We start from the raw sequence: 19838 nt of genomic DNA, 5'->3' as shown, positions 1-19838 counted from the left end.
TCTCGACCGGGGCCGGTGACCGCTGCCCGCCACCAGCAGCCGCGCGACAGTCGCGGCGTCAACAGAAGCGACATCCCCGACATGAATCACGCCGTTTCAATCAACCATGCCCACGGCACAGACCGATTCGAGCACCTGCGGCTGGGCCGCTATGAGCGGCCGGCCACTATGGTCGGTCAGACGCCCGTCCTGAGGATCGGCGCGCCGTTCACCACCGCAGAGCATGGCTTCTGGGCCAAACTCGAAGGCTTCAACCCGGGCGGAATGAAAGACCGGCCCGCACTGCATATGGTCGAGCGAGCGCGCACTCGCGGGGTACTCGCCCCGGGCGCCCGCATCGTCGAATCGACTAGCGGCACCTTGGGATTGGGGCTCGCTCTCGCGGGCACTGTGTACGGCCACCCGGTCACCTTGGTCACCGACCCCGGCATGGAACCGATCATCCAGCACATGCTCGCCGCGTTCGTCGCGCACATCGAACTGGTCACCGAGCCCCATGAGCGCGGCGGCTGGCAGCAGGCCCGTACGCAACGCGTTCATGAGATTCTGGCCACCGATCCGCTGGCGTGGCACCCCGACCAGTACAACAATCCGGACAACGTGGAGGCCTACCGCGGGCTGGCGATCGAATTGAATGAGCAGCTGGGATCTGTGGATGCGTTGGTGTGCTCCGTTGGCACCGGGGGGCACTCGGCAGGCGTGGCCCGGGTCTTGCGGGAATTCAACCCCGACCTGCGGCTGATCGGCGTCGACACGGTGGGCTCCACCATTTTTGGGCAACCCGCCACCACTCGGCTCATGCGCGGCCTCGGGTCAAGCATCTACCCGGGCAACGTGGACTACGGCGCCTTCAACGAAGTGCACTGGGTCGCGCCGGCGGATGCGGTCTGGGCCTGCCGAACCCTGGCGGCCACCCACTACGCCAGTGGCGGGTGGAGCGTCGGCGCGGTCGCGTTGGTGGCAGGGTGGGTTGCGCGAAACAGCGAATCCGGCACCACGGTCGCCGCCGTTTTCCCCGACGGACCACAGCGCTATTTCGACACCATCTACAACGACGACTACTGCCGCACCCACGGTCTGTTGGACAAGGTTCCGCCGAACGAACCGGCCACCATTGACGACCCGCTGGCACACGCGGTCACGGCCTGGACGCGGTGCCCTCTGGTCGTCGACCCCACGCAGGTGATGACCTGATGACACTGCTGTCCGGGTTCCGCAGCTTCGGCTGGCCAAGCCGCATGCTGATGATCAACCAGTTCGGGATCAACCTCGGTTTCTACATGCTCATGCCGTATCTGGCCGGCTACCTCGCTGGGCCCCTGGGTCTGGCGGCATGGGCTATCGGGCTCGTTCTCGGGGTACGCAATTTCTCCCAGCAGGGCATGTTCATCATCGGCGGCACGTTGGCCGATCGCCTGGGCTTCAAGCCTCTCATCGTGAGCGGATGCGTTCTGCGCACCGCAGGATTCGGGCTTTTGGTGGTCGCCGACTCGCTGCCGGCAGTGTTGGTTGCCTCGGCGGCAACGGGTTTCGCCGGTGCACTCTTCAACCCAGCTGTGCGTGCGTACTTGGCCGCCGACGCGGGCCCTCGACGGTTGGAAGCGTTCGCGCTGTTCAATGTGTTCTATCAAGCGGGCATCCTCGCAGGACCGCTGGTGGGCCTGGCGTTGATGTTCATTGATTTCAAGATGACTGCTGCAGCCGCGGCGCTCGTCTTCGCGGGACTAACCGTGGCGCAGCTGCTCGCACTTCCGCAACGTGCTGTGACTCCGACGCCGGAGAAGACCACGGTGCTTCACGACTGGCGGGCAGTCGCGGCCAATCGTTCGTTCCTGCTGTTCGCCGCGGCGATGATCGGGTCCTATGTGCTGTCGTTCCAGGTGTATCTTGCGATGCCGCTGCAGGCTCGCTACCTGTTCCCCCAAAACGACTCCGTGGTCACAGCGATGATTTTCGTCGTCTCCGGAGTGGTGGCGGTAGTCGGACAGATGCGCATCACACGCTGGTTTGCGCGGCGTTGGGGTTCGGGGCGCTCACTGGCCATCGGCATGCTGATCCTAGCGTTGTCGTTCCTGCCGCTGATCGTGTTGCCCGATGACGAGCGCGCCGGCCGCATTGCTGCGGCCACAGCGCTGCTTATCGCGACGGCCGTGCTGGCGGTCGGCTCGGCTGCGGTGTTCCCCTTCGAAATGGATACCGTCGTCTCCCTCGCCGATAACCGGCTCATCGGAACGCATTACGGCTTCTACAACACGATCGTCGGCGTCGGCATCCTCGTCGGCAACCTGGCAACAGGCTCGTTGATGCAGATCGCCAGAGACGTTGGGCGGCCGGAACTTCTGTGGGTGTTGTTGACCGTCATCGGATTACTGTCGGCGGCTGCGCTGTGCCGCCTGGATCAGCGAGGACGTCTGGGATCAACGCCAATGGCCGTTGATGGCGCGAACCGACGCTGAACTTGCTACTCGGCGCGCCATCTACGTAGTAACTACGTAGATGGCGGTAGGCTTCTCATAGGTTGCGCAGTGAGGAATGCGTGAGCGTGCGTTTGTCTTCTTGAACGGCTAGGAGAGTGCCACGACGATCGAGTCGCACCGTCCTGTCGCTGGTTCCGTACCCTCAGCGGCGGCTGCCGGTCGCATCCGTGTGCTGCTCGTGGAGCCGCGACGCATCTATGCGGCCACCTTGGCGCGACATCTACTTGCCGGCGATTTCGTTGTGGTGGTGACCTACTCGCCAGCTGCTGCGCTCCTTGAACTGCGCGAGGGCGATCCCGATGTGGTCGTGATGTGCGTGGGCGCGCAGGGGCGGGGAACCGCCGTACTTGACCGTATACGCCAGGAAACCCGGGTCGGCGTGGTCGCTCTTAGTGACGGGGATATCACTCCGCTACTCCTTGGTGCCGGGGGCGACATCGAGGCGCTGAATTCGCGAATCCGTGTGGCGCTGAGGAGCTACCGCGTCGGCGGCGAACTATCCCGCGGCTCCGGCGATGAGATGCGCCGGCGTGAGATGGGAGATCTCATGATCGATGTGGCCGCGCGTCGGGTGTTTCTTCGCGGCGGCGTGCTAGCGCTCACCCGGACGGAGTTCGCGATTCTGTGCGTGCTGGCGGAGAGTCCAGGTGAACCAGTGACGTGTCGTCAGTTGCAGCTGACCTTGTGGGGGGATACGTCGGCCGGTGGGCGGTCCACCTTGGGGGTGCACGTGGGTAATCTGAACCACCCCGGGTTTGATGCACACCTTCTTTCGAGGGAAGGTCGTTTGCATCATGCCAAGGAAGTACGACGACGAGTTCAAGGCCCGAGCGGTCCGGTTGGTCACCGACCATGCCGAGGAGTACGACACCCGCACGGCCTGCATCACCGCGGTCGCCAAGCGGTTGGGGGTGTCGTATGAATCACTGCGCCGCTGGGTCAACCAGACCGAGGTCGACACCGGCCAACGTGACGGGGTGCCCACCGACGTCGCCCGTGAGAATAGAGAGCTGAAGCGCAAGAATCGTGAGCTTGAGGAAACCATCGAAATCCTCAAGGCGGCAACAAGTTTCTTCGTGCGGGAGAGCGACCCGCGACACCGTTGATTTGTGCGTTCATCGCCGAGCATCGGGCTCGGTTCGGGGTCGCTCCGATCTGCCGCGTGCTCACTGAGCACGGGTGCCAGATCGCCCCGAGGACCTTCTACGCCTGGCTGACCCGACCCCCATCCGCCCGGGAGCTGTGGGACACCGTGATCACCGAGGTGCTGGCCGGCTTCTACGAGCCCGACGAGCACGGTCGGCGCAAACCGGAGTCACTGTACGGGGCTACCAAGATGTGGGCTCACCTGCACCGACAAGGCATTGTGGTGGCCCGCTGCACCGTGGAGCGTCTCATGCGGGCCAACGGCTGGCGCGGGGTTACTCGCCGCAAGAAGGTCCGCACCACCGTCTCGGATCCGGCCGCCGACCGGGCTGCCGATCTGGTGAAGCGCCAGTTCCGGGTGCCGGCCCCCAACGTGCTGCTGGTGGCGGACTTCACCTACGTACGGCTGTCCAACGGGATGTTCGTGTACACCGCATTCGCCATCGACGCCTACGCGGGCCGGATTGTGGGATGGACCTGCTCGGCCAGCAAGGAAGACCGGTTCGTGCGCCGAGCGATCCGCCATGCCGCACACCTCCGAAGCGGCGAGGGTAATCCATTGTTGGGCAATACTATTCACCATAGCGATGCGGGCTCTCAATATACGTCTGTGCGGTTCGGCGAGACCCTGGCGCTGTCTGGACTGGTGGCCTCAATCGGGACAGTCGGCGATGCCTTCGATAACGCTCTGGCGGAGACGACCATAGGGCTCTACAAGACTGAAGCCGTCCGCGATGACTCGCCGTTTCGGCGCGGCCCTCTGAGCCGTCTGACCGACGTGGAGCTGCTCACCGCCGAGTGGGTGCACTGGTACAACGCCGACCGGCTCATGCACCGCCTCGGTCGCATCCCACCCCTGGAGTACGAAGCCGTCCACTACGCTACAAACGCGGCCAACTCAGAGGCTGCACACCAGTAACCGGTGTGCATCAAACCCGGGGCGATTCAATCTTCGTCGCAAGTTGGGTGACGATCCGGCATCACCACGGTATCTCCGTACGGTGCGCGGGACTGGCTACTGTCTGACACGCGAAGTGGGGCACCGGGTAGTTGATGCGCCGCGGTGATCCGACTGGTGTCAGGTTGCGCCGAGCAGTCAGCTTTCGATGATGCGAACGACGTAAGGCGTCATCCCTGACGTGCGCACCGGGGAGATTTTGATTGGCACGCCGGTCTGCTGTGCCTCGAGCATCTGCCCGCCGCCCAAATAGATGGCTTCGTGCTGACTCCCGCCCGGCCCCCAGAACAGCAGGTCGCCCCGCTTCGCCTGGGAGGGCGGCACCTTGCGGCCGGCGTCGTACTGGTCACCGGACCATCGCGGGAGCAGAACACCGACGCCGGCGAACGCGAACCGCGTCAGGCCTGAGCAGTCAAAGCCCACGGTGCCTGCTCCCTGGTCGACACCGCGGCTGGGACCGGTGAGGCTTCCGCCACCCCACGAGTAGGGAACACCGATTTGCGTTCCCGCCCTGCGAATCACGTACTCGATCGCTTGCGCACCATTGACCCGGTTTCCGCGCACGCTCGTCGACGGATCCGCGGCGGGACTGACAATTCCCAGGCTGCTAAGGAAGCTGCGGCCCATGCTCATGGCCGCCTGCGTCGCCATGGCCGTTGCCTGCAGGGATGCGTTCGCGATGGCAACCGGATCGCCGGGAGCGCCTGCGCTCGGCATTTTCGGAAGCAGTGGGTCCCACGGGCCGGCGGCAGGTTGGGCCGACGCGACCGGTGCGCACGCGAGGAATAGCAGGACGACGATGGCGATCACACCGGGGAGCCGTCGAACGCGTCCCGCAAGAAGGATTGCCGGGTCGCAGCGGTCAGCGCGGGCGATTGCCGCACCCTTGCTCCGGACGTGTAATCCCATGTCTTCTCCTTGGTGCTCCCGGCGGTGAGCTACTTCGCGCACCAACAGCGGGGCTGATCGCATACGTACGGCGCAGCACCGAAATACGTAGCTCCTACGTAGAAAAGCGTAACTCACAAAAGCCCCACCAGTAACAGCAGCCACATAATTACAATGGTGGAATTCGCTGGATTCGGTCAGTTAGAGAGGGGAAAGCGGCAGCCGGGCCCCACCGCCGACTGGCCGGTGAGTTCGTGGTGGTTTGATCGGCCCAGTCCTCTGTTGATCCATCGAAATTTTGTGGCGACGGAGGGAGTCAGAGGTGGAGGACGGATGGAGCAGTTTGCGGCGATTCGCATCATTCCCGTGCCGAGGTTGCCGATCCGGGGAGTTGGCCCTGCCGGCTGGCTCACACCCGCAAGAAATCACGGCAGCCAGCTGAATTCGGCGCGCAACAGGATCATGTCCCGCCGTCAGGAGGCGTCGGCAGGGGAGCGGGTAGCTGCGATCAGGTCAACGGCATCGCGCTCCGAAGCGCCGCCAGCACGCGACCCCTGGTCGGAAGATCCAATCGGCACGCATCAGCTGTCAGCTCAGTGCCCGGCATCATGACGTCCACACCATCAACGAGCACCGACGGCGATGGATATTCGCCGACCCTTTCAACGACGGCATCTTTAGCGATACCAACTTCAGACAGACAGTCCCCGACCAAGCGCCGAGCCGCCGCCGCATTCGGACACCCCGGGCTCGTGAGAAGTTCCACACGCATACATCTAGCTTCGCTCAATACGCTTGGCGCGCGTTGGCGAACCCTGCAAATCGATGGCGGCGCGCTACGCCGAGGAGGTTGGGCTTTAGTGACGGCCGGCACGCACGTACTGCAGCGCGCCTAGGAGCGAGACCCCGAATGCACTGCGGGGAACGGGTTTCAGCGATGTAGGGCAGCCGAGGCATATCGGCTCGGTGTCAGAACTGCCGTTGCTAGAGGTTGGCATTTCCGGCCTTCCATTGCTCCCAGGGGATGTTCCAGTCGCCGAGGCCGTCGGTTCCTGACAGGGTGGCGCCAGTCGTGTTGATGACTTCAACGATGTCGCCGCGTCGGGTGTTGTCGTAGAACCAGCGTGCATTGGCTGGGTTGACGTTCAGGCATCCGTGGCTGACGTTGGCGATGCCTTGGCTACCCACCGACCATGGGGCAGAGTGCACGTAGATGCCGCTGTATGACATTTGTGTGGCCCATTCGACTTCGGTGCGGTACCCGTCGGGCGAGTTGACGGGTACTCCGTACGTGGACGAATCCATCACCAGGAATGAGTAGCGGTCTCCGATGATGTAGGCGCCGTTGTCGGTGGGCGTTTTGGCTTTGCCCATGGAGATGGGCATGGTCTTGACGACTTCACCGTTGCGCCGCACGGTCATCGTCTTGGTGGCGTCATCGGCGGTGGCAATGATTTGGTCGCCTATTGTGAAGCGCGTGGTGACGTCATCCTGGCCGAATAGCCCGTCACCGAAGTCGACACCGTAAGCCTTCACCGACACCTCAACGTTCGTTCCGGGCTCCCAGTATTCGGCGGGACGCCAGCGAACCTCGCGATTACTCAGCCAGTAGAAGGCGCCCTCAACGGGTGGGCTGGTGGTGACCGTAATGGCTTGCTGGGCGACGACGCGATTCATGATGGGCTCGTCGAAACGTATCGCGATGGGTTGGCCGATACCCACGGTTTCACCGTTATTGGGCAGCACGTAGGGCATCGTCAGGTTGTCCGGAGAATGGGTTTCGAATGTTGCGCTGGTGCTTGTCGTTCCGCCTAGCCCCTGCGCTTCGGCGTGCAGCGTGTACTGCTTGTTGTAGCCCAGCGGCTCAGCTGATGACCAGGAGACACCGTCCGGGCTCAGTTGCCCGTCCACCAGGTCGCCAGCTTCGTTGGTGAGCGAAACCTGCCCAAGAACTCCGTCTCCGGCGCTCACGGTCACTGGAGAGTCGACGGCAACACCGATGGCTCCATCGGTGACGGATGCTTGAAGTTCGGGTACCAACAGGTCGGCGTAGGGGGTGCCCTTGTCGGTGATTACTTCGGGCGCAGGTGCCGCGGTGGGGGACACCGAGCAGGCAGACACGATCAGCAGCGTCGCCGCGGCGACGACGGTCGTCCGCACCCACCTCGCGGAGGAGGGGAAAGCTACGGGCCAAATTGGTTGCGGCATCAGAACGTCTCTCCGTATCACGTCGCTCGCGGGGTCGTCGCCACGTTAGGGCGGTGGCACGTCAGCGTGCGCGCCCGCGGGGTTCGGCACCGCGCCGCCGGGATGCGCGCCGCCGCGGGACTCCTTCAAGGATCATGTGCGGCGGTTTGGCTTTCCTAGTCCTTCGATGAAGATTCGGTAAAGGTGGCCGCCGTCACGAGCGGCGCGAGGCGGACATCGAGCGTCGGGCGCGCCTCAGATACCTCGCCACGGGCTCAGGTCAACGGCACGTCATCGTTGACCACCAACGCTCGACAGCCCTCAGGGGCTTGGTGGCCCGATACTCGTCCACGGCTTCATCGTGCCGCTCTCAACGAACCCGGGGACCCACTGCGTGGCTCTTGAGCGAATCTTCATAGAACAATCGTCGATCCGCTACTCGACCGCATCAGTGTGGAACGGGAAAGGAGGTGAGCCACCATGACGTGGTGGAACGAAACCGGCGCCTGGGGTGGTTGCCTGATTGTCGTCGTGATGCTGCTCGCGTTCTGGGGAATCGTCGTCGCGGAGCTCGGAAAGACCAGATCGCAGCCTCACCAGGACACCGACGCGCCAGAGGTCCAGTGCACGCCCAGAGCCGCCGAGACTGCCGGCTTGTTGGGCGGTAGAACCACTCGCCCGCCGCGACGACGATGACGGGTCAGCACATCGGCACGACGATGCTGACTAGGCGCACGTTCATCGCCGTCACAGTCGCAGGCACCGCCGCGTTGGCCGGCTGCGCAAAGCCGACCGGGGAGACGACGGCCACCAACCCGATCGCCGCCGCCGAGGCTGCGCGGCCACACACCGGACGCACCGTGACCGCCGCACTATCACCCGGCCCCGCGGAGATCGACCTGGGCGGAACTGTGGTCCGCACGTTGGCGTACAACCATAGCGTCCCCGGTCCGCTGATTCGCGCCAACGTGGGAGACGAGCTGGCGATTACCGTGACCAACGGCCTGGACCACCCGTCCTCGGTGCACTGGCACGGCCTTGCGTTGCGCAACGACATGGACGGCGCGGCTCCGGCGACACCGAACATCGAGCCATCGTCGAACTTCACCTACCGGTTCTCCTCGCCGCACCCTGGCACCTATTGGGCACACCCCCATACCGGCCTCGACGCCGACTATGGGCTCTATCTGCCGGTCGTCATCGACGATCCGACCGAGTCGGGCAGCCATGACGCCGAGTGGATCGTCGTGCTCGACGACTGGACCGACGGCATCGGCACCAGTCCCGCGCAGCTCTACGACGCGCTGCGGCCTGCGTCGGGGGCGGCCGCAGATAGTGGAATGCCCGGAATGGAGGGGATGCCGGGAATGTCAAAGGTTCCGGGGGTGGGCGGGGTCGGCACCAGCGCACTGCTCGGAGGAGACGCCGGGGACATCAGTTACCCCTATTATCTGGCGAACGGCCGGATATCCACGGCGCCGACCGTTTTCACCGCTCGGCCCGGGCAGCGGGTCCGGGTCCGAATCATCAACGCCGGCTCCGACACCGCATTCCGGGTGGCCCTGGCCGGGCATCAGATGACCGTCACCCATACCGACGGCTTCCCCGTCGTGCCGACCGACGTGGACGCGCTGTTGGTCGGCATGGGCGAGCGCTACGACGTGCTCGTCACCGCCGGTGACGGGGTGTTCCCGCTTGTGGCGTCAGCTGAGGGGAAGAACGCTGTAGCGCGAGCCTTGCTGTCGACCGGTGCGGGCACCGCACCCGGTCCGGAATTCAGGCCGCCCGAACTGCAGCGCCGGGTGGGCGCGGTGGAGATGTTCACAGCGGCCCCGCAGGTCGTCCTGGATTCAGTCAAGACCGATACCACGCTGGCGGCCCAACTTTCAGGCAGCATGGCAACCTACGACTGGATGATCAACGGCCGACCGTTCGGTGACACCGTTCCGCTAACTGTACGTCAGGCCCAGCATGCGACGGTGACATTCACCAACACCACGATGATGTGGCATCCCATGCACCTACATGGCCACACCTTCCAGGTGATCAAGCCCGATGGCAGCCCCGGGCCACGCAAGGACACCGTCATCGTCTTGCCGATGCAGAAGATGACGGTGGCCCTCGTCGCCGACAATCCCGGAATCTGGATGCTGCACTGCCACAACACCTATCACCAGGAAGCCGGCATGATGACGAGCCTGAACTACACGACCTAAGTGCGCCGGGCGCTGAATGTACGGCTGGCGTCATCACGCGCGATGCCACCACATTGAGGCCCAAAGGCCCCGAAACGCAGTGCACTCGACTCTGTCGGGGCGCCTTGCCTAATCGGCAGACTATGGCCGCATCGGCCATGGCTCAGTGAAAAGGAGGAACGGACATGATGTTTTGGTACGACCACAATATGGGGTGGTGGGGATACGCCGGGATGGGCATCGGGATGGTGCTGGTCTGGGTCCTCATCATCGTCGGCATTGTCGCTCTGATCCGATTCACCTCGGGCCGCCCGCAAGACACGCAAGCACCACGCGGTGACGCGCCCACACCCGAACAACTGCTGTCAGCGAGATTCGCCAGCGGCGAGATCGACGAAACGCAATACCGCGAACGGCTGGCGGTACTGCGCGAAGGTGATCGCCGGTGACCGACGTCATGACCTGTCGTTCATCGGCGGGGTAAGTTCTGCGCCAACGGCATTGGGGGTGGAGTCAGTTGCGCAACACGGCTGAGGGTGTGCGATTAGGTGCAGTGCCTTCAGCCTTGCGCTATCCCCATTCAGGGAAATGCATTGGACACATATGATCGCCATGACGTCACGCCGGTATCCACACTGGCTGCCGAGAACCACGACATTCTGTGTACTCCACCGGTTGCCGCGACCGCGGCGAATCTCCTTAATATCAAACTCGATAACGTTGGGCGAGTTTATCATTGGGGCTAGTGGGTTCCTCACTTCATTTGTGGTGGCGAGGGTTCCTACACACCGGCTTCACCCGCGAGGTACTGGATGACAGGGCATCGCCGGCCTGCTGCCATCGCGGGTGCGCCCAGCGGATACGGGCACCGACAGTTTTCGAGTGCCACTAATGCCTAACTCATGGCCTGACCCCGAAGGCGATTCTGCAGGTGCCACCGCGCCCCGGCCGGCACGTCCGTTGCGGATGTTGGTGATTGCGCTGGCATGGGGTTCGTGCTTTGTGCTGGTCGTGGTAGGGATGCGGGATGCGCCGCTGCTGTGGTTCGCCGCGCTGCGGGCCTTGGTTGCCGGGCTGGCGCTGTTGGCGGCCACCGTACTCAGTGGACACGCTGGCAGACGGCTTCCCCGAGGCGGCGGCGCGTGGGCGTTGATTGTGGTGCTAGCGCTGACCAATGTCGCTGTCGCGTTCGCGGCAATGTTCGCCAGTGTCACCGGTGCCACGACCGGGGTCGCGGCAGTGCTGAGCAACTCGACACCCCTGCTGGTGGTACTGCCAGCGTGGTGGCTCTACGGCGAACGGCCCGGGGTCGCGGTGAGCGTCGGCATCGCGTTGGGGTTTGGTGGGCTGCTTCTGGTCGCGGCCCCGGCGGGCGGCGGTCGTGGGGCCACTCTGGCCCTGGCCGCCGCGGTCGGCATCACCACCGGAGCGTTGCTCGCGCGCCGGTTGTCTGGTGTGGACTTGCTCGCGTTGGGTGCCGGACAGTTTCTGCTCGGCGGCGCCGTCCTGGCGCTGACCGCTCTGCTGATCGATGGACCGCCGACCGCCATCACCTGGAGTGTGCGCTTCGTGGCTGTGCTGGCCGTGTTGGGGCTAGCAACGACCGCGCTGCCTTACCTGCTGTGGTTCACCGAATTGCAGCGCGCCACGCTGACCTCGGTCACCGCCTGGACTTTGTTGGTACCAGTTGTCGGCATTGTCCTGGGGGCGGTACTGCTCGGAGAACGTCCCACCCTCGTTGAGGGCCTGGGCAATGCGGTCGTGCTGGCCGCGCTGGCGGTAGTGACTCACGCCAACCGCGCAGCGAGCCAAACGGTTCCGGCTCCGAATGGCCAACCACCGACATCCCGGGGGCGGGTCCTATGACCGGTGCGTAAGCCCGCGTTGCGGACGTCGGCCGGGACCCATGCGCTCTACGGGAGGCAATGTCTCCGCGAACATTCAAGCTTCTGCGGGATCGGCTCTTCGGAAGAGCCAAGCAGGTGCAGGATTCTTCGTGGTCGGCGGTCCCTGTTTCGCCGGACAAGTCCCCAGGTTTGACCTTAATGCGCGCGCCGACCCCTGACAGCGTCGCAGCGTCGGGCAGGTCAGCACGGGGCCGGGTGGGGTTGGTTAGGGCGTGCCTCTGGTGGTGTTGTCCGGGCGCCCTGCTCCTGTGTGCTCGGTCAGCAGGGCGAGCAGCAGGTCGATCACGATTGTGGTAATCGGTCCCAGGGCGCTCAGATCAGGACTGTGCGGGTCGTGCTCGGCGTCGCGGCCGCGCGGCAACTCTGCGGCCCCGAAGCGAGCGGCGAGTTGGTGCAGCGTCACCTCGTGCACAGACGCCACCTCGGCCAGGTTGACCGGCCGGGTGTAGGCGGGCCGGTCCGACCAGCCGAACACCGCGGTGATTAGAAACCCGCCCGCGGGTTCGGCTGATATAGATCGAGTTGGTCCTTCTCAAATGCCTCCGGAGGTGTCAGGAAGGGATCTGTAACTGATTCCTTTCGGGGTCCGTGTGTTGACGCACGTGGACCTCCTGACACACCCCGGAGGTGTTTGTTGTGTCTGTGCATGGAGCTCCAGTCACGTCGTCCACCATCGTCGTTGCCGTCGATGTCGGCAAGACTTCTGCAGTGTTTTCGGTGACCGACGCGGCTCGACATCGATTGCTCACGCCGTCGGAGTTCGCGATGAACCGGTCGGGTTTGATCGCTGCGACGACTCGCGTGATGGCCGCGGTGCCTGCGTCGGGGCAGGTCAAGGTCGCCGTGGAGGCTGCCGGCCATTATCACCGACCAGTGCTCGACCATCGGTGGCCCGAGGGGTGGGAAGTGGTGGAACTCAATCCCGCTCATGTCGCCGAGCAACGCCGAGTGCAGGGCCGGCGACGGATCAAGACCGACGTCATCGACTTGGAGGCGATCACCGAACTCGTGCTGAGTGGACACGGTTGCTCGGTCGTCGACCGTGATGTCGTGATCGGCGAACTCAGTGCTTGGGCTGCGCATCGGAGCCGACGAGTGGCCACGCGCAGTGCGACGAAGAACCAGTTGCTCGGTCAATTGGATCGGGCGTTTCCCGGACTGACCCTGGCGCTGCCCGACGTGCTGGCCACCAGGATCGGCCGGCTGGTCGCCGCCGAATTCTCCGACCCGGCCCGTCTGGCAGGGCTCGGAGTCAGCCGGCTGATCCGGTTCGCCGCGACCCGGGATCTGCAGCTGCGTCGTCCGGTCGCGGAGCGTTTGGTCGCTGCGGCCCGCGATGCACTGCCGACCCGCGACGCGATGATCGCCCGCCAGATCCTGGCCGCCGACATGAACTTGCTGGCCGACCTCGACGACCAAATCCAATCCGCGGAGGCCGCACTGGGAGAGCTGCTACCGCGCAGCCCCTACGCGACGTTGACCTCGGTGCCGGGCTGGGGCGTGGTGCGGGTATCCAATTACGCTGCTGCCCTTGGTGACCCGAAGCGGTGGCCGGGACCGCGGCAAATCTATCGTGCGTCGGGGCTGTCTCCGATGCAGTACGAATCGGCGCACAAGCGCCGCGATGGCGGCATCAGCCGTGAAGGCAGCGTGGCGCTGCGCCGCGCCCTGATCGACCTCGGCATGGGCCTGTGGCTCAGTGAACCGGCAGCCAAGACCTACGCCCACGGGCTAAAGGACCGCGGCAAGCCCGGCGGCGTCGTCGCCTGCGCGTTGGCTCATCGTGCCAACCGCATCGCTCATGCACTGGTTCGCGACCACGCCACCTACGAACCGACCCGCTGGGCCTGAACCCCTGACACCCACCGCGAAAGGACCGAATCAGACCCTTCACAACCCCTGTCGGTAAGTGCCACGCTAAGAGGACGGGACGAAGGGCCGGATCAGATGCCGTATCCGCTATGGCGGACCCACCGGGTCACGCCGAGGCTAGCTTGGCACCCGGCCCTTCGCCTTTACGGCAGCCCGAACCACGCCAGATAACCCACCGAGGTTGCATACGTCAGCGTGGGCGCCAGGCACCCGCCCCCAACCCAGCAGCACCACCGACCGCACGAAATCACGCCCCGCCTCGGGACGTAGGCCCACTACGACCTTCAACACCCTTGACTCGCCCTACAGCCAGCTAGTACTACAGCCGTAGATAGCGTTCATTGTTGTTGATGTTGTTTGCGGTAATGGTAGGTGCGGGCTCTCGTTTGATGTCGTCGCCGCCAGGTGGACCAGGCGAGGACGTCGGCAACCGCGTGTAGCGGCTGCAATACCAGGGCGATGAAGAGTCTGCGGAATTCATTGACTGTCAACGTGATCAGTGTCTGGCCGGTCTGGTCGTCGGGTTCGTCGCTGCGCCGTTGAGCGGCGGTCGTGACGACGAGGAAGGCATGGGCAAGCATGGATAGGGTGACCCAGCGGTGCCAAGAGGTCCAGGTCCGTACCTGGTGCTCGTCGAGCCCGGCCAGGCCCTTGCCGGCTTGAAACGATTCCTCGACCTTCCAGCGCCGCCCGGCGACCCGTACGTAGTCGGCCAGGGTGACCGGATTGGGGCTGTAGCAGCGGTAATAGGCCAATTCAGCGGTCTTGTCGTTGCGGCGCACCAGCAGGTGATGGTGGCCGGGCTCGGCGTCGGTGATTTCGACCAACGTCCAGGAGTACCAGCGTTGGCCCTTGGCGCCGGTTCCGGCGCTGACGCGCCGCCAGGCCCGCCGCGGCAGAGACCGGGCAAGCTCGTCTACTCGCTGGCTGCCCGTACTGGTGGTGACGGTGCGATTGGACCCGACGGCCAGCACATAGCCCAGCCCCTGGGCGGCGATCGCGGCGCGCAGGTCGGGGTCGGCGCCGTAGACCTCGTCGCCGGTGGCCCATCGCGCAGGGACTCCGGCGGCCACAGCACGAGTGATCATCCGCTCGGCCAGCGCAGGTTTGGTGGCGAACTCGACATCGGTGGGCACCCCGGCGCACTGACGGCGTTCCGAGTCGTCGATCCACGACTTCGGCAGGTATAGCTCGCGGTCCACCAGTGCGTGACTGTTGGGCCCCGCATAGGCCAAATACACAGCGACTTGGGCGTTTTCGATCCTGCCCGCGGTACCGGTGTACTGGCGCTGAGTCCCGACGGTATGAGTGCCCTTCTTCACGTCTCCAGTCTCATCGACGATCAGGATCGCCTCGTCATCGCCGAGGTGGTCGACCACGTAGGCGCGAAGATCATCACGCACTCCCTCGGCGTCCCACTTCGCCCGCGCCAGCAGATGCTGCATCCGGTCCGGGCTGCTGTGGCCGCAACGCTCGGCCAGCGTCCAACAGTTCTTACGGTCAATGTCACAGACCAACCCGAGCATCAACGCGCCGGCGTTGCGCAGCGGCTCGCACCGAGCGAACCGTGACGCGACCCGATCCAGCACCTCATCAAAGCCACTTCGCCACCGATCAACGTCTACCCTGTAAGCCGCGGCGACCGCGGCATCATCGTTAGTTCTCACAAACTCCGAACGATGCCGCGGTCACCCAATCCAGCAAGGCAAACACGCCGACGAGCAACGATCTACGGCTGTAGTACTAGGGCGGGCAGGACCCCGAGGATCTGGACGCTGCCGGGGTCCAGCCCGACCTCCTCGCGGGTTTCGCGCAAGGCGGTAGACACCGCGTTGGTGTCCTGTGGGTCGCTTACGCCGCCAGGGAATACCAGACGGCCAGGGTAGTCGCGCAAATCGGCGGCACGTTCGGTGAGTAGCACGGTGGGGCCAGTAGCTCCGTCGGTGAGTAGCACGAGCACCGCGGCCCGCCGCAGAGTAACCGGCTCGGGCGGCTGTTGTTCGGGCTGCCGGTAGCGGCGCACGTTGGCCGCGAGCCGGGCGGCCCACCCCGGGAGAGGGACGAGTGATTGGTCCGCGGACGCCGGGGCGGGCGCGTCCGGGCAGTGTGCACTGATCCAGTCAATCATCCCCGAGCGCACGCTCAGCGTCGCCACCCCAGGAGCGGCGTCTGGCGAGGACACTAAGCGGGTTTGCTGGCCCAGCCCGGGATGGCCGAACAGCGCGCGGGCTGCACGGTGCGGCGGCTCGGCACCCGTGCCTGCCCAGTCGGCGGGGTTGTTGGCCAGGGCAACGAGGGCCTGTCCGGAACTGACCAGGTGCGCGATTTGGCCGGTGAAGGGCGCCAGGCTCTCGCTCATCGCCGGCACCAGCACCAGGTTCGCCCCGATTTCTGCGAGTGTGTGCACCGCCTCTGGATTGAGCAGGTCACGGCAGAGCGCGATCACCAGGTGCCATCCGTCGGCACCGACGTAGACCCGTATTTCCGGCCAACCCTGCGGCTGGATGTCTTCCAGGATCGGCTGCTGGGCGGGCGAATGCTTGTCGTGGGTCAACGGTCGGTCAAGTCCCCGAATCCAGGTGATCGCGGTGTTGCGCCGCCGAACCGGCACACCATCGGCGTGGTGGTAGCTGCCGGCGACCAAGAGTCGGGGGCCGTCGGTGCGGCGGACCCAGTCCTGCAACTCTGCGGCTAGCGCCTCGGTGAGGCACAGCTCGGGCAGCACCACGATGGAGGCACCCGCGTCGCCGGCGAGGCCGATGAGCCGTTCGAGGTGGCAGCGTTGCTGGACGAGATCTCCGGGTGCCACCGGATAGGTGGGCTGTGTCGTGTCGGGGGGCAGATTGAATTCGGTGAGAGTCCGATTGGGGTGGCAGGTCGCAATGATGGTGTCGGCCGTGATCACGCCGTTTAGGGTGTCGAACAGGCTGTAGTCGAACACGATTCGGAACTGTGTCGCCCACCCGCCGGCCAGCCGGACGCGGCGCGTCTCATCGAGCCGGTTCGCGAGCCGCCACGGCGGTGAGGTGGGTCGCATATCCAGCACCGCGCGGATATCGGGACCGCCGAGGGGAACAGGGTCACCCACCCCGGGCTGGTAGGGGCTGCGCCGACGGAATGAGTCGGTGAAGAAGTCTCCGTAGCGCTCATCGAGCAACTGAGCGAGTCCATGCGCGATCGCCACTGGCGCGGCCCCACCGACGGGTCGCAGCGCCTGGGCCAAAGCCTCACGGACCCACGCGTCCAGGGTCGCCGTAGCGGGGCGGGATCTGATTTGCGTGCGCAGGGCAGCAAGCTCGTTTTCGATTGTTGCCCGGATGCTTGGGCTGCCCACCTGTTCCCAGAGCACCCGGTGCTCGTCACGACACAGGTGAAGCAGGTGGGTGACTGTCACCAGCGGATCAGGCTCGTTTCGGACGGTTGCACGCAAGGCCTCCAGCCGCTCAGCCGGGGACTGCAGCGGCGCCACGCACGGCGAGCAGGGATAGGCTGCCGCGCTCATGTGTTGCCTGCTCCTGCCGGTGCGGGGTCGGCCATGGCGGGCCGTTCGGTTCCTGTCATGCTAGGTGTCGGCGCGACGCTCTTACTGGGCCCCTGAGCGTGGATCTGTTGGTATGTGTTCGGGCGCCGGAGTCCGTGGGCTCGGTTGGGGTTGCGGCGGGGCGGGCAGCTTGAGCCGTTTGAGCATCAGCGCGTTGACCGCAACGATGAGGCTGGAGCCCGACATCGACAGGGCAGCGATCTCGGGGCGAAGCACTAGCCCCAGTGAGGGTTCGAAGACACCGGCGGCGATCGGCAGGGCGATAACGTTGTAGCCGACCGCCCAGCCCAGGTTCTGCCGCATTTTGTGCAGGGTGCCCCGCCCGATCCGCAGTGCGACCGGCACGTCGAGCGGATCCGAACGCATCAGCACCAGGTCTGCGGTTTCGATCGCCACGTCGGTGCCGGCGCCGATCGCGATGCCTAGGTCGGCTTGCGCCAGGGCGGGGGCGTCGTTGACGCCGTCGCCGACCATGGCGACCTTCTTGCCAGCCCGCTGCAGCTCAGCGATCTTGGTGGCTTTATCCCCGGGCAACACTTCGGCGATGACGGTGTCGATGCCGAGCTGTCCGCCTATGCGTTCAGCTGTGGCTTGGTTGTCGCCACTGAGCATGACTACTTCGACGCCCAGGTCATGCAGTGCGGTGACGGCCTCGGCTGAGGTTTCCCGGGCGGCATCGGCCAGCGCAATAACCCCGACGCCGCGGCTGTCGACCGCGACGAGCACCGCGGTCCGGCCGGTCGAGGCCAGCTCGTCTCGTTGCGCGCTCAGCGCACCTAAGTCCACGTTCTCGCTGATCATGAGCTTGCGGTTGCCGACTGCGACACGGCGCCCGTCGACCTGGGCGGTCGCGCCGTGCCCGGGAACGTTGCGGAAGCCATTCAGCGGCAGCCGCGCAGTTCGCCGCTCGTCGGCGTAGCGGACGATCGCCCCGGCGAGGGGATGTTCGGATTCGCGTTCGACCGCGGCGACTAAAGCCAGCAGGTCATCCTCGCCGATACCCTCGGTCACGACATCGGTGACCTCCGGTTCGCCCTTGGTCAGCGTGCCGGTCTTGTCCATCACCACGGTGTCGATCCGCGCCGAGGTTTCCAGCGCTGTGGCATTTTTGAACAGCACGCCGCGTTTTGCGCCCAGGCCGGTGCCGACCATGATTGCCGTCGGGGTGGCTAGCCCCAACGCGTCGGGGCAGGTGATCACGACGACGGTGATCGCGAACAGCAGCGCCGTCTGCACACTTGCGCCGAACAGCCACCACGCTAGGAATGTCGCTGTGCCGCCGATCAGTGCGACCAGCACCAGCCAGAAGGCGGCGCGGTCGGCGAGCCGCTGTCCTGGGGCCTTGGAGTTCTGTGCTTCCTGGACCATGGCGACGATCTGGGCGAGCACGGTATCGGAGCCCACCTTGGTGGCTCGGACCCGCAGCGTGCCGGTGGTGTTGATCGAGGCCCCGATCACCTGGGAGCCGGGCTCTTTGGTGACCGGCAAGCTCTCCCCGGTGACCATCGACTCATCCACCTCAGAGATGCCGTCTTCGACCGTGCCATCGACCGGGATCTTCCCGCCAGGGCGAATGAGCAGCAGATCCCCTGCCACTACCTGCGCGGTCGGAATCTCGACCGGTTCGCCATCGCGCAGCACCTCCGCCATCGGCGGGGCCAGTTGCAGCAGCGTGCGGATGGCGTCGTTCGCGCCGCCGCGGGCGCGCATCTCGAACCAGTGCCCCAGCAACACGAATGCGGTCAGCACGGTGGCGGCCTCATAGAACACCTCGCCGCCGCCGGTGAGGGTGACTGCGACGCTGTACAGCCAGCCCGCCCCCACCGCGACTGCGACGAGCACCATCATGTCCAGGGTCCGCGCCTTCAGCGCCCGGTAGGCGCCGTCGAAGAAGATCCAGGCCGAGTAGAACACCACCGGCAGACTGAGAATCAGGGTGAACACGTCATCGCGCAGGCCGAACGGTGCTGGCGCCGTGAACCCGAACATGTCGCGACCCATCGGCGACCACAACGTGATGGGGACCGACAACACCAGCGCCACCAGGAAGCGGTTACGCATGTCGCGGACCATCGCGTCCATTGACATCTCGGCGTGGCCGCCGCCGTGGCCCATCATTTGCTGGGGCGAGCGCCCGGCGCGCATCTCGTGTTCGGCGGGCATCTCATGTACCGCGTGCCCGTCGTGCATCGCGTCCCCGGCGGCTTGCGCCGGGGCAGCGGTGGGCGGCGCGTTCTCGACCGTCGCTGCCCCAGTCGTTGGCTCCGACATCGGGTCGCAGACGTGATCGGGCACCGAACGGCCGGCGCAGTGGTAGCCGCAGTCGCGCACCCAGGTCGACAGTTCGGTGACCGACGTCCGGGCGGGGTCGTAGGTGACCGTGGCGGTCTGGTTGATGGCGTTGGCCGCAACCGCGAAGACGCCTGGGCGGCGTAGCAGGGTGGCCTCGACGACTGCTGCCGAGCTTGCCCAGCTAAGGCCGCCCACGTTCAAAACGATCCTTCGGGTCATAGCTATTGTGCCCTTTCATGGTGAAGCAATACGGCTGAAATCAATCCCGGCGACCCGATTTAGCCTGAGCGACTTTGGCATTGCACCGGCGGATCATCGCTCCTCAGTTCTGCTCATCCGCGTTTTGTCCTCGCTCAGCGATTCGCTCGAAGCCTG

At 65.2% G+C, this 19838-nt stretch carries 15 protein-coding genes; 9 read left to right on the top strand and 6 right to left on the bottom strand.

Features of this window, described 5'->3' with window-relative positions; genetic code table 11:
• The first annotated feature begins 81 nt into the window (after nt 1-81).
• From DYE23_RS17690 to DYE23_RS31765, 5 genes are all read left to right on the top strand, one after another.
• The gene (locus DYE23_RS17690) at nt 82-1194 is read left to right on the top strand and encodes a PLP-dependent cysteine synthase family protein (RefSeq protein ID WP_115329013.1); all 1113 of its coding nucleotides are present in this window, start codon (nt 82-84) and stop codon (nt 1192-1194) included.
• A complete protein-coding gene (locus DYE23_RS17685) occupies nt 1194-2456 on the top strand; it encodes an MFS transporter (protein ID WP_115327788.1) in 1263 nt (420 codons plus the stop codon). The genes DYE23_RS17690 and DYE23_RS17685 overlap by 1 nt, the downstream gene beginning before the upstream one ends.
• A gap of 331 nt (nt 2457-2787) precedes the next feature.
• On the top strand, nt 2788-3399 hold the full coding sequence (locus DYE23_RS31840) for a response regulator transcription factor (protein ID WP_337442313.1): 612 nt from the start codon (nt 2788-2790) through the stop codon (nt 3397-3399).
• A protein-coding gene (locus DYE23_RS17675; RefSeq protein ID WP_235660594.1) for an IS3 family transposase occupies nt 3317-4542 on the top strand; the annotation gives its coding sequence in 2 pieces (ribosomal slippage) (nt 3317-3545 and nt 3545-4542; 1227 coding nt in all). The genes DYE23_RS31840 and DYE23_RS17675 overlap by 83 nt, the downstream gene beginning before the upstream one ends.
• Complete coding sequence (locus DYE23_RS31765) at nt 4529-4690, top strand: winged helix-turn-helix domain-containing protein (RefSeq protein ID WP_272940063.1); 162 nt, start codon at nt 4529-4531, stop codon at nt 4688-4690. The genes DYE23_RS17675 and DYE23_RS31765 overlap by 14 nt, the downstream gene beginning before the upstream one ends.
• 29 nt (nt 4691-4719) lie before the next feature.
• Here the strand turns inward: DYE23_RS31765 and ripB are convergent, their stop codons facing one another.
• Both ripB and DYE23_RS17655 read right to left on the bottom strand, forming a co-directional pair.
• Nucleotides 4720-5490 (bottom strand): NlpC/P60 family peptidoglycan endopeptidase RipB, encoded by a 771-nt coding sequence (gene ripB, locus DYE23_RS17665; protein ID WP_115327786.1) that lies wholly within the window; start codon nt 5488-5490, stop codon nt 4720-4722.
• A 963-nt stretch (nt 5491-6453) separates the two neighbouring features.
• The gene (locus tag DYE23_RS17655; protein ID WP_115327784.1) at nt 6454-7677 is read right to left on the bottom strand and encodes a L,D-transpeptidase; all 1224 of its coding nucleotides are present in this window, start codon (nt 7675-7677) and stop codon (nt 6454-6456) included.
• A gap of 671 nt (nt 7678-8348) precedes the next feature.
• Between DYE23_RS17655 and DYE23_RS17645 the strand changes: the two genes are divergently transcribed.
• The 3 genes from DYE23_RS17645 (at nt 8349) to DYE23_RS17635 (ending at nt 11717) form a co-directional block, all read left to right on the top strand.
• On the top strand, nt 8349-9872 hold the full coding sequence (locus DYE23_RS17645) for a multicopper oxidase family protein (protein WP_115327782.1): 1524 nt from the start codon (nt 8349-8351) through the stop codon (nt 9870-9872).
• Nucleotides 9873-10036: 164 nt separating this feature from the next.
• Nucleotides 10037-10300: an SHOCT domain-containing protein gene (locus DYE23_RS17640; RefSeq protein ID WP_115327781.1), complete on the top strand. Its 264-nt coding sequence runs from the start codon at nt 10037-10039 to the stop codon at nt 10298-10300.
• 442 nt (nt 10301-10742) lie between these two features.
• The gene (locus DYE23_RS17635; protein WP_337442311.1) at nt 10743-11717 is read left to right on the top strand and encodes a DMT family transporter; all 975 of its coding nucleotides are present in this window, start codon (nt 10743-10745) and stop codon (nt 11715-11717) included.
• A 246-nt stretch (nt 11718-11963) separates the two neighbouring features.
• On the opposite strand, the gene DYE23_RS17630 is transcribed toward DYE23_RS17635, so the two are convergent.
• Nucleotides 11964-12233 (bottom strand): hypothetical protein, encoded by a 270-nt coding sequence (locus DYE23_RS17630; RefSeq protein WP_115327779.1) that lies wholly within the window; start codon nt 12231-12233, stop codon nt 11964-11966.
• Nucleotides 12234-12394: 161 nt separating this feature from the next.
• Here DYE23_RS17630 and DYE23_RS17625 point away from each other — a divergent pair, with 161 nt between their 5' ends.
• Entirely contained in the window at nt 12395-13609 is a 1215-nt protein-coding gene (locus DYE23_RS17625; protein WP_115327778.1) for an IS110 family RNA-guided transposase, read from the top strand.
• 359 nt (nt 13610-13968) lie between these two features.
• Here the strand turns inward: DYE23_RS17625 and DYE23_RS17620 are convergent, their stop codons facing one another.
• The 3 genes from DYE23_RS17620 to DYE23_RS17610 all read right to left on the bottom strand — a co-directional run bounded on the left by DYE23_RS17620 (nt 13969) and on the right by DYE23_RS17610 (nt 19682).
• A complete protein-coding gene (locus DYE23_RS17620; RefSeq protein ID WP_435404805.1) occupies nt 13969-15177 on the bottom strand; it encodes an IS701 family transposase in 1209 nt (402 codons plus the stop codon).
• A gap of 182 nt (nt 15178-15359) precedes the next feature.
• Entirely contained in the window at nt 15360-17132 is a 1773-nt protein-coding gene (locus DYE23_RS17615; RefSeq protein WP_115327777.1) for an NUDIX domain-containing protein, read from the bottom strand.
• 81 nt (nt 17133-17213) lie between these two features.
• On the bottom strand, nt 17214-19682 hold the full coding sequence (locus DYE23_RS17610; RefSeq protein ID WP_115327776.1) for a heavy metal translocating P-type ATPase: 2469 nt from the start codon (nt 19680-19682) through the stop codon (nt 17214-17216).
• Nucleotides 19683-19838: the final 156 nt, after the last annotated feature.

This window comes from Mycolicibacterium gilvum, assembly GCF_900454025.1.
Lineage (GTDB): Bacteria > Actinomycetota > Actinomycetes > Mycobacteriales > Mycobacteriaceae > Mycobacterium > Mycobacterium gilvum.
The sequence above is the reverse complement of the archived record's forward strand: the minus strand, read 5'-3'. Positions and strand labels throughout refer to the sequence as shown.

What these genes read in the sequence shown, in the direction of transcription:
- DYE23_RS17690 (WP_115329013.1), top strand. Translation starts at nt 82, where the DNA reads ATGAATCACGCCGTTTCAATCAACCATGCCCACGGCACAGACCGATTC.
- DYE23_RS17685 (WP_115327788.1), top strand. Translation starts at nt 1,194, where the DNA reads ATGACACTGCTGTCCGGGTTCCGCAGCTTCGGCTGGCCAAGCCGCATG.
- DYE23_RS31840 (WP_337442313.1), top strand. Translation starts at nt 2,788, where the DNA reads ATGTGCGTGGGCGCGCAGGGGCGGGGAACCGCCGTACTTGACCGTATA.
- ripB (WP_115327786.1), bottom strand. Translation starts at nt 5,490, where the DNA reads ATGGGATTACACGTCCGGAGCAAGGGTGCGGCAATCGCCCGCGCTGAC.
- DYE23_RS17655 (WP_115327784.1), bottom strand. Translation starts at nt 7,677, where the DNA reads ATGCCGCAACCAATTTGGCCCGTAGCTTTCCCCTCCTCCGCGAGGTGG.
- DYE23_RS17645 (WP_115327782.1), top strand. Translation starts at nt 8,349, where the DNA reads ATGACGGGTCAGCACATCGGCACGACGATGCTGACTAGGCGCACGTTC.
- DYE23_RS17640 (WP_115327781.1), top strand. Translation starts at nt 10,037, where the DNA reads ATGATGTTTTGGTACGACCACAATATGGGGTGGTGGGGATACGCCGGG.
- DYE23_RS17635 (WP_337442311.1), top strand. Translation starts at nt 10,743, where the DNA reads ATGCCTAACTCATGGCCTGACCCCGAAGGCGATTCTGCAGGTGCCACC.
- DYE23_RS17615 (WP_115327777.1), bottom strand. Translation starts at nt 17,132, where the DNA reads ATGAGCGCGGCAGCCTATCCCTGCTCGCCGTGCGTGGCGCCGCTGCAG.
- DYE23_RS17610 (WP_115327776.1), bottom strand. Translation starts at nt 19,682, where the DNA reads ATGACCCGAAGGATCGTTTTGAACGTGGGCGGCCTTAGCTGGGCAAGC.